Raw genomic sequence first — 10,677 nt, 5'->3', positions numbered from 1 at the left:
CCGCGCCTATGACGCCAACCGCGACGGCTTCGTCATTGCCGGCGGCGCGGGTGTGCTCGTGCTGGAGGAGCTGGAGCACGCCAAGGCGCGCGGCGCGCGCATCTATGGCGAAATCGTCGGCTACGGCATGACCTCGGACGGCTACGACATGGTGGCCCCGTCTGGCGAGGGCGCGATCCGCTGCATGCGCATGGCCCTGCAAAACGTGCACAACCCTGTCGACTACATCAATCCCCACGCCACCTCGACCCCCGTGGGCGACCAGAAGGAAATCGAGGCGATCCGCCAGGTCTTCGGCACGGGCGACAAGTGCCCGCCGATCTCCGCAACGAAATCGCTCACGGGCCACTCGCTGGGCGCCACCGGCGTGCAGGAGGCGATCTATTCGCTGCTGATGATGCAGAACGGCTTCATCTGCGAGAGCGCCCACATCGAGGAGCTCGATCCGGAATTCGCCGACATGAACATCGTCCGCAAGCGCATCGACGATGCGAGGATCGACACGGTGCTGTCGAACTCCTTCGGCTTCGGCGGCACCAATGCCACACTCGTCTTCAGCCGCCATAACGGGTAAGACAGGGTCATAAACCTGAGACGACCCCATGCGATGCCCCGACTCCAAGGGAGCCTCGCATGGGGTCGCTCGATCATACTGCCAATCCGGCTCGCGATGCACACTTTCATAACAATTCGCGTCGCACAGTAGAGCCGATGCATAGGGGGACCCACATGAGCGGTCTGATGCAAGGAAAGCGCGGCCTCATCATGGGTGTCGCGAATGATCACTCCATTGCCTGGGGCATCGCCAAAACCCTGGCGCAGCACGGGGCGGAACTCGCCTTTACATACCAGGGGGAAGCGCTGGGCAAGCGCGTGGCCCCGCTGGCGCAGTCGCTGGGCTCCAGCCTCGTGGTTCCCTGCGACGTGGAGGACATCGCCTCCGTCGACGCCGTGTTCGACACCCTCGACAAGCACTGGGACGGCCTCGACTTCGTGGTCCACGCCATCGGCTTCTCCGACAAGTCGCAGCTGAAGGGCTCCTATGTGGACGTCACCACCCGCGAGAATTTCTCCCGCACCATGGTGATCTCCTGCTTCTCCTTCACGGAGATCGCGCAGCGCGCGGCCAAGCGCATGAGGAACGGCGGGTCGCTCCTGACCCTCACCTATGGCGGCTCCACCCGCGTCATGCCGAACTACAACGTAATGGGCGTGGCCAAGGCTGCCTTGGAAGCCTCCATGCGCTACATCGCCTCCGATCTCGGGCCGGCAGGGATCCGCTGCAACGCCATCTCGGCAGGTCCCGTGCGCACGCTCGCAGGCGCCGGCATTTCCGATGCCCGCCTCATGTTCACCTACCAGAAGGCCCATGCTCCCCTGCGGCGCACGGTGAGCATCGAAGACATCGGCGGCTCGGCGCTCTACCTGCTCTCCGACCTCTCCAACGGGGTGACAGGCGAAATCCACTATGTGGATTCGGGCTACAACATCATCTCGATGCCGCGCCCCGACGTGCTCAAGGCGCAGGACGCCGCGGGCGTGACCGGCGAAGAGGATTGAGAATCCTCTCCCATGATCACGCGGCGACAAGTCGGAACAGGGATTGCGGCCTTGAGCGGCGGCGCTCTTGCTCCGAGCCTCGGCCAAGCGCTTGAACGGGGCACCCTCTTCGGGATCGCCACCCGGCTGGTGACCCTCTATCAAGCCTCCGACGCCGACGCGCTGCACCGGATGCTCGCGCCCCCGCTCCAGGGACATTTTCCCTCCGCGAACCTCGGCCTCTGGCTTGCAGAGGCGCGCAATGCGTTCGGAATGCTCCAGCGCACCAGCATGCCGACCTATGGCGGCCGCTCCTATGGCATCTTCGCGGCCTATTTCGACCGCGGACCTGCCGACATGTACCTTGAGGTCGATCCCCAGGAGCGATTGGTGCTCTGGGCCTTGAAGAACGACGTGAAGGTGCTGTCGATTCGCGAGCGGGCCTGAACGCTGCCCTGCACAGCTATCCGCTCACCGCGTCATAGGACAGGGCCCAGCCCGATCCGGTAAACCAGCATCGTTCGGGCGCAGCGCTCTCCCGCCAGACCAGGCTGCGCACGAACTCGACGCCGCCACGCTCGAAGGCGGCTCTCAGCGCCTCCCTCTCAGGCCCCGGCTGTGACTGCCGCCCTTCCGCACAAACGAAATAAGCGGGACCAAGCCAGCGCACCGAGAGGCCAGCCGCCTGGCGGGTCACGCACAAGCCCGCACCATGGGCCGCATGGGTTCCGCCCCATGGACTCGGCTTCGGCCAGGGAACGCCGAGCGGGAAGAGCAGACGTCCGCCCGGGCGTAGCTGGTCGATCCACGCTTCTGCGGGCCGCTCGATCGCGAAATTCACATAAACCGCATCCACAGCCTCGCGCGGCCATTCGGCTCCATCGCCTGCGATGACGGTCACATTGGGCCGATCGGCCAGGTTGGCCCGGGCAAGTTCGGCAAGAGCGGGATCGAATTCGACCGCGAAGACATGGCCCCGCTCGCCGACGAGATGCGCGATGAGAGCCGTGTAGTAACCGGTTCCGGCGCCGATATGCGCGACCTGCTCGCCCTCGCGAAGGGACAAGGCCTGCAGACACCGGGCGTGGAGGGAAGGACTGCCGTTGTTGACGCCGCGCTGGGACGCAAGGGCGAACAGCACATCCTGATAGACCGCGGCCGGATCGTGCGAGGCAACCGTCTCGTAGCCTCTCGACGGGCGGAATATCTGCCAGGGTGGCGCTCCCAGGAAGCGCTCGCGCGGAACGGCGGCGAAAGCCTGCTCAAGACGCGAATCGTCCGCCGTTCCTGAGACGAGCATCATCTGCTTGGCATAGGCGCGCCGGACCACGGCCAGTTCCTGTTCGGTGAAAGGTGCTTCCGTCACTGTTCTTGTCCTCTCTGCGGTGATCTTCGGCGAAACGGGGCAATAGCGCAATGCTGTAACGGCTGCTCCCGATCGTGCTGATGCGGGTTCGGCCCAGGCGCCGGACCGGCCTCGCCTTCACAAAGGCATGAGAAACATAACCTTGGCCTTGCCATCGCCACGATCGACCGGCACGAGGAGCCTTCCCCCATCCGAGACGCTTTCCATGATCCTGTCCCGCCGCACCCTTCTTGCCGGTCTTGCCCTGTCCGGCACGACGGCTCCCGCCTTTGCGCAATCTGCGCCGGAGCCGCAGTTGATCCCGGTGGAGCTGATCGAGAACACCCTGAACCTGCCCTCCATCGTGCGTCTCGGCCACAAGCATGGCGATGTGATCATGGTGGAGTATTTCGACTACAACTGCCCCTGGTGCAAACGTTCGGCCGAGAGCCTGCCCCCGCTGCTCAAGGCAGAGCCCGAGCTGTCCTATGTGCTGGTGAATTTCGCCGTTCTCAGCAATCAATCCGTCGCCGCCACCCGGGCGGCCCTCGCCTATCTTCAGCTCTACGGCCCCGAGCGTTACCTCCCCCTTCACCTTGCCCTGTTCGGCCTGCGCGGCACGGTAGATGGGGAGCGGGCGCTGCTCGAGGCCGAGCGCCTCGGCGGCGACCGCCAGCGCATGACCGAGCTTGCGGACAGCGACCGGACCACCGGTTGGATGAAGGACGCCTTCGCTACCGGCAGCGATCTCGGGCTCGTGGCGACCCCGTCCTTCCTGATCGGGACGGAGGCCTATATCGGCGGCATGAGCCTGGACCAGAAGCGCGACGCCATCGCCCGGGCAAGAGGATAGCTCACGACTGTGGCTCCGGAGCGGCTTGCAAGGGCCGAGCCCGGCATGACGGTGACACCGTCGATCCCCCCCTACGCCTTAGACTTTCCCTTCCGGACCGGTTAAGGGCCAAAGGGTATGTCGCTCATCCGCTCCTCCCTTCTGGTCGGCCTCGGCTCGGTGGCCTCGCGCATTCTCGGCTTCGTCCGGGACATGCTGTTCGCGCAGGCGCTCGGAGCAGGACCCGTGGCGGATGCGTTTCTGGCCGCCTTCCGCCTGCCGAACCTGGTGCGCCGCATCGTCGGCGAGGGCGGGCTCAATCCGGCTCTCGTGCCCAGCTTGAGCCGACTGGAGCCTGACAGGGCTGCGGCGATGGCCGGAGACGTGCTGAGCGCCTTCGGGCTTGCCCTGCTTGCCCTAACGGGTGTCGTGGAAATCGGAGCAGGCCTTCTGGCCGTGCTGCTGGCGCCCGGCCTCCATGACGACCGGGAGACCCTGGCGCTCGTGGCGCTTTATACCCGCCTGTCCTTCCCCATCGTGCTGTGCGTGACGCTTGCCTCCATCGGCGCGGCCCTTCTGAACATGCGCGGGCGCTTTGCCGCGACGGCGCTCGCGCCCCTCGCCGTCAATGGCGGCCTGATCCTCGCACTCGTGGTGCTGGAAACCGCCTTCGCCCTTCCGCTCGCCCAAAAGGCCGCGTGGCTCGCGGCCGCCTCGAGCTTTGCCGGCCTGCTTCAGCTCGCCCTTGTCGCAGCGGCACTCCGGAGCGGGAAAAAGCGGCTCGTCTGCTTCGGCAGGCCCCGCTGGTCTCCTGTTCTGAAGGGCCTTCTGCTCGCGGGATTTCCTGTGCTGGCTGCAAGCGGTGCCGTGCAGCTCTTCTTTCTGGCCGCCGCCCAGATCGCCTCGTTCTGGCCGTCCGGCGTGTCCTGGCTCTACTACGCCGAGCGGGTGGTGCAGCTGCCCCTCGGGCTGATGGCCGCCCTTGGATCGAGCCTGCTGCTGCCAGAACTCGCCCGCCGCCATCAGGCCGGCGAGACAGGGGATCTTGTGGCGGCGCAGAACAGGGCCCTCGAAGTGGCGCTGCTGCTCTCCCTTCCGGCAAGCGGCGCCCTGTTGGTTTTGGCCCGCCCCATCAGCGCGGCTCTGTTCGAACGGGGCGCCTTCGAAGCCTCCGATGCGGAGGGCACAGCACTGGTTCTCATGGGATTGAGCCTAGGATTGCCCTTCGCGACAGCCGCCAAGGTGCTGAGCCAGGCGCTCTTCGCCCGCGGATCCTTGAGGGCCGCGGTCGCGGCGGCGGCTGTAGGGCTTGGCGTGACGATTGCCGCCGCTCTCGTCCTGGCGTGGCCTCTTGGTCCAGCCGGGATCGCACTCGGGGTGAGTGCCGGATGCCTGGCTCACGCCGGCGCCGTGGTCGTAGGGCTTCGCCGGCTCGGCCTCTGGTCCCTCGACAAGCGGCTCACGTCCCGCGTCGCCCGGATCGTGGCAGCGGTGCTCGTCATGAGCCTGGGGCTCGCGGGCGTGGGACGCCTCGTCCCGGTGGCGGGAGCCTTTTCCCTTGCCGTTGTTTGCTTCAGCGGGCTTTCGCTCTATGCGCTCGCCGCCTGGGCCACCGGCGCCGTGACCCGCGACGATTGGGCCGCGATGGCGAAAAAAACGTGAGAACCCTTGCATCGTGGCGCGGCCCTGTCATAACCCGCGCCGCAATGAAGCATTTTCCGGCGAAGCGACCCGGGGTCCGTCGAGAGAAAATGCCATGAGAAGACAGCTTGGGGCGGTTTGCGGTTCATCCAAAACTGCGTGACGCACCCGTGTGGGAGTTCAAGACGATGGCGCAGTTCAAGGAGCTGGTGTTCTCGGGCGTTCAGCCCACCGGAAACCTCCATCTCGGGAATTATCTCGGCGCCATCAAGCGCTTCGTCGCCATGCAGGGGACGCACGACTGCATCTACTGCGTCGTGGACATGCATGCCATCACCGTGCCGCAGAACCCGGGCGATCTCACCCGCCAGATCCGGGAGGTCACGGCCGCGTTCCTGGCCGCCGGCATCGATCCCAAGCGCCACATCGTCTTCAACCAGTCCCAGGTGCCCCAGCACGCGGAGCTTGCCTGGGTGTTCAACTGCGTCGCCCGCCTCGGCTGGCTCAACCGCATGACCCAGTTCAAGGACAAGGCCGGCAAGGACCGGGAGAATGCGTCGGTCGGCCTCTACGCCTATCCGAACCTGATGGCCGCCGACATCCTGGTCTATCGCGCAACGCACGTGCCGGTGGGCGAGGATCAGAAGCAGCACCTGGAGCTGACCCGCGACATCGCCCAGAAGTTCAACAACGACTGGGCCGAGTCGATTGCCGCCCACGGTCATGGCGAAGCGTTCTTCCCGCTCACCGAACCCATGATCCATGGACCGGCGACCCGCGTCATGTCGCTGCGCGACGGCTCGAAGAAGATGTCGAAGTCGGATCCGTCCGACTATTCGCGCATCAACCTCACGGACGATGCCGACACCATCGCCCAGAAGGTCCGCAAGGCGAAGACCGATCCCGAGCCCCTGCCCTCCGAGGTGGACGGCCTGAAGGCCCGGCCCGAAGCGGAAAACCTCGTCGCCATCTATGCGGCGCTCATGGACACCACTCCGGACGAGGTGCTGCGCCAGCATGGCGGCGCGCAGTTCTCCGGCTTCAAGGCTTCCCTCGTGGACGTGGCGGTGACGAAGCTCTCGCCGGTCGCCGACGAGATGCGCCGCCTCATGGACGATCCCGGCCATATCGACGCCGTGCTCGCGGACGGCTCCGCACGGGCTCGCGCGCTTGCATCCGAGACCATGGATGCGGTCAAGGACATCGTGGGCTTCGTGCGGTCGCGCTAAGCCATCGAACGCAAAAGCGGAAAACGGTCTTGCGTGAAAAGATGCTCTTCCTGGAAGGAGTCCCCGCTTGCCCTTAACGCCAAGGCAGGGCAGCATCGGGGCTCAAGCAGGAGAGCGTGCTGTGAGCGGCAAGCGCCGATCCTACGAATCGGGTCACCGGCCGAAATTTATGGTGGTGGTCGACAAGACCCCGGAATGCGCCCGGGCGGTTCACTTCGCCTCGCGGCGAACGGCCCGCACCGGCGCGAGCCTCGTGATGCTCGCGGTCGTTGATCCGCCCGATAATTTCGAATGGCTCGGCGTCGGCGAAGCCATGATCGAGGAGGCGAGCGAGGAAGCCCAAAAGCAGCTCGATGCCGCCGCCCGCGAGGCCCGCAGCGCCGCCGGCGTCGAGCCCGAACAGGTGATCCGGGTCGGCAACCGGGCGGACGAGATCATGAAGCTCATCCAGGAGGATCAGGACATCTCCTTCCTGGTGCTGGCCGCCGGCAGCGGCAAGGAGGGGCCGGGTCCCCTGGTTTCAACCCTCGGCGGCCGGGCCGCCGCTTCCTTCCCGGTTCCCATCGTCATCGTGCCTGGCAGCCTGACGGACGAGGAGATCGACGCGCTCGCGGGGTGAGTGCGTCAGGCAGCAAGTCGCGAACCGAGCTTGCCCTCGACATAACGGTATTCCTGAGTGAGGCCGCCAAAGCCGTAAGCATCGGCAGGCACCTCGTGGACGAGCACATAGCTCTCTTGATGGAGCTCTCCACCGAGGAGAGAGCCCATCAGGGTAAAGACCTCCGCCAGATATTGAGCCTTCTCGTCCTTTGTGTTCGTGCCGTCGACCACCTTGATATCGAGCCAGAAGCTCGCCTTTCCCTGTTGGGCGAGGCTTTGTCCGCCGACGATCCAATGCTCGGGAGACGTGTAGTCAATGGCAACCGCCGTTATCTCCGGGCGCTTGCGCAGGATCCGGGCCGTGACCTCCACAAGGCCTCCAGCAAGCTTCTGGGACAGTTCAGGGGAGGGAGCGGCGGACACTTTCAGATTGAGGATAGGCATGGGATCTCTCCTTGGTGACGATCTCAGGCTACGACTGAAAGGTAATTTAGAAAAATTGATTTACCTGAACTGAGTATTGAGCAATTCTCAATTCATGCTCATCCGCAACATCGATATCGGCGTGCTGCGCTCGTTCCTGCTGATCGCAGAGGGTCGGAGCTTTGCTCAAGCCTCCGCAATCATCGGACGTTCGCCTTCCGCCGTCACCCTCCAGATCCAGCGCCTTGAAGAGGATCTCGGCACTCAGCTTCTCCGCCGCAGCAACCGGGAGGTCGGGCTGACCCTCGCCGGGGAGCGGCTGCTCGGCTTTGCACGGCGCCTTGTACAGATCAACGATGAGGCTGTGCTGGCCTTTCGGGCAGGCGTTGAAGCCAAGCCGTTGCGTTTCGGAGCCACCCAGGATCTGGCGGACGCTGTCCTGCCCGAGGTGCTGCGCCGCTTTTCACTGGAGCGCCCCGAGGTGGAGCTGACCCTGCGGATCGACCGTTCGACGAGCTTGATCGAGGCGGTCAAAACCGGGGAAATCGATGCAGCCATTGCGATTCGGCGCGACGATCCGCTGAACCGCGCTCCATTGGCAGAGATGCCCATGGTATGGATCGGCCAGGACGGCATGAACCTTCCCGTTGATCGCACAGTGCCCCTGGTGTTGTTCGATGCGCCCTGCTCGTTCCGGTCTGCTGCCATCGATGCTCTCGCCGCCGCAGGCCGCCCGTACCGGATGGCGCTGACGAGCCCAAGCCTGACCGGGCTCAAATCGGCCGTTGCGGTTGGGCTGGGAGTCACCGTGAGAACCAGGCTTCTTCTCGGGCCGGGGCTGGCGGATGTGAGAGCCGGCCTCGGCCTGCCGGCTCTGCCGGATATGGCCCTGTCTCTTTATATCAATCCAAAGAGCGACCCCTGGCCTGCCCGGGATGATTTCATCGCCCTTTGCCGGCAGGCGTTCCGGTTCGCACTGTGATGGTCGATGCCCTTGGAATCTGCCCCGATCCGATCCACATTGAGCCTGGAACCTGTTAGAACGATTCTAACACCAACACTCGGCCGGCCTTGAACCGGCGCAGAGGACGAAAAGCGATGTTTATTCAGACCGAAGCGACCCCGAATCCCGCCACCTTGAAGTTCCTCCCCGGCCGCGTGGTCATGCCGGAGGGCACGTTCGAGGCCAAGACCCCCGAAAGCGGCGAGGTTTCGCCCCTTGCCGAGCGCCTCTTTGCCGTGCCGGGCGTGACCGGAGTGTTCTTCGGCTACGACTTCGTCACCGTCACCAAGGCTGACGGCGAGTGGCAGCACCTGAAGCCTGCCATCCTGGGCGCGATCATGGAGCACTTCATGACCGGCGCGCCGCTCTTCGCCAACGGCTACGGCGCAACGGAGGAGGATGGTGAGGAGTTCTTCGACCCGCAGGACGCCTCCACGGTGGAAACCATCAAGGAGCTGCTCGAAACCCGCATCCGCCCGGCAGTGGCGGGCGACGGCGGCGACATCACCTTCCGCGGCTTCAAGGATGGCACCGTTTATCTGGTCATGAAGGGCGCCTGCTCGGGCTGCCCGTCCTCGACCGCAACCCTGAGGCACGGGATCCAGAACCTGCTGCGCCACTTCCTGCCGGACGTGCGCGAGGTGCAGGCGGTCTAAGCGCCTCGATCGCTTCAGCGGTAACAACCTGGGTTATTAAAGCGCGGCCTTTTCGCCGCGCTTTTTATTTTTCACAATCCCTCTCAACGGCGTCCTGATCGATCCGCTTCCACCAAATGCGGGTTTCGCCGAGGCATTGCGCTCGCCCGATGCCATCGATTCCGGGTTCCCACCTGTCCGCTTCATGCTCTAAAGAGACGCGACGACCTCATGGAGACAGATGTTGCGCGTCCTTGCCATCGATACCGCCCTTGGCGCCTGCTCGGCCTGCATCGTCCAGGCGGGGGAGCCCCTGCCGCTGGCGGCCGAGACCATTCCCATGGAGCGTGGCCACGCGGAGGCCCTGATGCCGCTCCTCGACCGGCTGTCCGCGCAGGTCGACGGCGGCTTCGAGAGCCTGGACCGGGTTGCGGTTACGGTCGGTCCCGGCAGCTATACGGGCCTGCGGGTCGGCATCAGCGCCGCCCGGGGCATCGGTCTTGCGGCCGGTATCCCCGTCGTCGGGGTTGCGACGCTTTCGGCTTTTCTGGCACCGCTGATGGTGGGCGAGAGGCGCGGGCTCTTCACCGCCGCCATCGATGCCAAGCACGGCCACATCTATATCCAGGCCATCGCCCCGGGGGGGCGCACCATCATTTCTCCGGGACTGATGACTTACCGTGATGCGATCCGGCTTCTCGGTTCCGGTCCGATCATGATTGCGGGATCCGCAGCACCGCTTCTGGCGGCAGAGGCCCGCGCCCAAGGCGTCGAGGCCCTTATCAGCGATGCCTCGTCCCACCCTGACATCGCCTGGGTGGCACGCTTGGGAGCCCTCGCCGACCCGAATCAGGCCTTGCCGAAGCCGCTTTACCTGCGCGAACCCGACGCCAAGCCGCAGGATGGGGCCAGAATCGCGCGGCAATGAGCATTCTCGACCGGTTCCTCAATCCCCCTGCCCCGCATATCGAGCCTCTGGGAACCGAGGCCGCCCCGCGTCTCGCCGCCATCCATGCCTCGGCCTTCGCGCGGCCCTGGAGCACGCTAGACTTCGAGCGCCTGATGGCGGAGCGCGGGGTCATCGCCGACGGGCTCTTCCTGGGACGCTCCGGAAAACCCTCAGGCTTCGTCCTGTCGCGGACCGTTCTGGACGAGGCGGAGATCCTCACGGTTGCCATCGCGCCGGATGCCCGCGGAAAGGGCCATGCGCGCCCGCTTCTCGCCCATCACCTCGACGCCCTCTCTCGCCGGGGCGTCAGCCGGGTGCTCTTGGAGGTGGAGGAGGGAAACGAACCGGCCCTTGCCCTCTACCGCCGCTTGGGCTTTCGCGAAACCGGTCGGCGGGAAGGCTACTACCAGAAAGCCGATGGAACGCGGGTTTCGGCCCTTACCATGGCTTTGAGCCTATAGCCCGCATCCGGCGCGTCGCT

At 65.3% G+C, this 10,677-nt stretch carries 13 protein-coding genes; 11 read left to right on the top strand and 2 right to left on the bottom strand.

The window, feature by feature from the left end; all coding sequences use genetic code 11:
* The 3 genes from JKG68_RS06570 to JKG68_RS06560 all read left to right on the top strand — a co-directional run.
* Positions 1 to 574: beta-ketoacyl-[acyl-carrier-protein] synthase family protein (locus JKG68_RS06570; protein WP_512699479.1), on the top strand; the 574-nt coding region annotated here is incomplete at its 5' end.
* 155 nt (positions 575 to 729) lie between these two features.
* Entirely contained in the window at positions 730 to 1,560 is an 831-nt protein-coding gene (fabI, locus tag JKG68_RS06565) for an enoyl-ACP reductase FabI (protein WP_202057152.1), read from the top strand.
* A gap of 12 nt (positions 1,561 to 1,572) precedes the next feature.
* Positions 1,573 to 1,986 (top strand): hypothetical protein, encoded by a 414-nt coding sequence (locus JKG68_RS06560; protein ID WP_202057150.1) that lies wholly within the window; start codon positions 1,573 to 1,575, stop codon positions 1,984 to 1,986.
* 16 nt (positions 1,987 to 2,002) lie between these two features.
* Here JKG68_RS06560 and JKG68_RS06555 read toward each other — a convergent pair whose 3' ends face one another.
* Positions 2,003 to 2,905, bottom strand: coding sequence for a protein-L-isoaspartate O-methyltransferase family protein (locus JKG68_RS06555; protein ID WP_312890739.1), 903 nt, complete (start codon positions 2,903 to 2,905; stop codon positions 2,003 to 2,005).
* A gap of 205 nt (positions 2,906 to 3,110) precedes the next feature.
* Here JKG68_RS06555 and JKG68_RS06550 point away from each other — a divergent pair, with 205 nt between their 5' ends.
* The 4 genes from JKG68_RS06550 to JKG68_RS06535 all read left to right on the top strand — a co-directional run bounded on the left by JKG68_RS06550 (position 3,111) and on the right by JKG68_RS06535 (position 7,205).
* Entirely contained in the window at positions 3,111 to 3,737 is a 627-nt protein-coding gene (locus tag JKG68_RS06550) for a thioredoxin domain-containing protein (RefSeq protein WP_202057147.1), read from the top strand.
* 117 nt (positions 3,738 to 3,854) lie between these two features.
* Positions 3,855 to 5,378 (top strand): murein biosynthesis integral membrane protein MurJ, encoded by a 1,524-nt coding sequence (gene murJ / locus JKG68_RS06545; RefSeq protein WP_202057146.1) that lies wholly within the window; start codon positions 3,855 to 3,857, stop codon positions 5,376 to 5,378.
* 167 nt (positions 5,379 to 5,545) lie between these two features.
* Positions 5,546 to 6,586 (top strand): tryptophan--tRNA ligase, encoded by a 1,041-nt coding sequence (gene trpS / locus JKG68_RS06540; RefSeq protein ID WP_202057142.1) that lies wholly within the window; start codon positions 5,546 to 5,548, stop codon positions 6,584 to 6,586.
* A 121-nt stretch (positions 6,587 to 6,707) separates the two neighbouring features.
* Positions 6,708 to 7,205, top strand: coding sequence for a universal stress protein (locus JKG68_RS06535; protein WP_202057139.1), 498 nt, complete (start codon positions 6,708 to 6,710; stop codon positions 7,203 to 7,205).
* 5 nt (positions 7,206 to 7,210) lie between these two features.
* Here the strand turns inward: JKG68_RS06535 and JKG68_RS06530 are convergent, their stop codons facing one another.
* Entirely contained in the window at positions 7,211 to 7,630 is a 420-nt protein-coding gene (locus tag JKG68_RS06530; RefSeq protein ID WP_202057137.1) for a tautomerase family protein, read from the bottom strand.
* A gap of 94 nt (positions 7,631 to 7,724) precedes the next feature.
* Between JKG68_RS06530 and JKG68_RS06525 the strand changes: the two genes are divergently transcribed.
* From JKG68_RS06525 to JKG68_RS06510, 4 genes are all read left to right on the top strand, one after another.
* Complete coding sequence (locus tag JKG68_RS06525) at positions 7,725 to 8,591, top strand: LysR substrate-binding domain-containing protein (protein ID WP_202057136.1); 867 nt, start codon at positions 7,725 to 7,727, stop codon at positions 8,589 to 8,591.
* A 116-nt stretch (positions 8,592 to 8,707) separates the two neighbouring features.
* Complete coding sequence (locus JKG68_RS06520; RefSeq protein ID WP_202057135.1) at positions 8,708 to 9,268, top strand: NifU family protein; 561 nt, start codon at positions 8,708 to 8,710, stop codon at positions 9,266 to 9,268.
* Positions 9,269 to 9,491: 223 nt separating this feature from the next.
* Positions 9,492 to 10,175, top strand: coding sequence for a tRNA (adenosine(37)-N6)-threonylcarbamoyltransferase complex dimerization subunit type 1 TsaB (gene tsaB / locus JKG68_RS06515; protein ID WP_202057207.1), 684 nt, complete (start codon positions 9,492 to 9,494; stop codon positions 10,173 to 10,175).
* Positions 10,172 to 10,657, top strand: a complete 486-nt coding sequence (locus JKG68_RS06510; protein ID WP_202057134.1) for a GNAT family N-acetyltransferase — start codon at positions 10,172 to 10,174, stop codon at positions 10,655 to 10,657. Before tsaB ends, JKG68_RS06510 begins: the two co-directional genes overlap by 4 nt.
* Positions 10,658 to 10,677 lie beyond the last annotated feature (20 nt).

Origin of the sequence: Microvirga aerilata (assembly GCF_016743775.1) — a bacterium.
Taxonomy (GTDB): Bacteria; Pseudomonadota; Alphaproteobacteria; order Rhizobiales; family Beijerinckiaceae; genus Microvirga; species Microvirga aerilata.
Note: the sequence above shows the minus strand (reverse complement) of the source record. Positions and strands in the feature narration are given on the sequence as shown.

Excerpts from the sequence above, each read along its gene's own strand:
- JKG68_RS06550 (WP_202057147.1), top strand. The coding sequence starts at position 3,111 with ATGATCCTGTCCCGCCGCACCCTTCTTGCCGGTCTTGCCCTGTCCGGC.
- JKG68_RS06510 (WP_202057134.1), top strand. The coding sequence starts at position 10,172 with ATGAGCATTCTCGACCGGTTCCTCAATCCCCCTGCCCCGCATATCGAG.
- murJ (WP_202057146.1), top strand. The coding sequence starts at position 3,855 with ATGTCGCTCATCCGCTCCTCCCTTCTGGTCGGCCTCGGCTCGGTGGCC.
- JKG68_RS06525 (WP_202057136.1), top strand. The coding sequence starts at position 7,725 with ATGCTCATCCGCAACATCGATATCGGCGTGCTGCGCTCGTTCCTGCTG.
- JKG68_RS06560 (WP_202057150.1), top strand. The coding sequence starts at position 1,573 with ATGATCACGCGGCGACAAGTCGGAACAGGGATTGCGGCCTTGAGCGGC.
- trpS (WP_202057142.1), top strand. The coding sequence starts at position 5,546 with ATGGCGCAGTTCAAGGAGCTGGTGTTCTCGGGCGTTCAGCCCACCGGA.
- JKG68_RS06530 (WP_202057137.1), bottom strand. The coding sequence starts at position 7,630 with ATGCCTATCCTCAATCTGAAAGTGTCCGCCGCTCCCTCCCCTGAACTG.
- fabI (WP_202057152.1), top strand. The coding sequence starts at position 730 with ATGAGCGGTCTGATGCAAGGAAAGCGCGGCCTCATCATGGGTGTCGCG.
- JKG68_RS06520 (WP_202057135.1), top strand. The coding sequence starts at position 8,708 with ATGTTTATTCAGACCGAAGCGACCCCGAATCCCGCCACCTTGAAGTTC.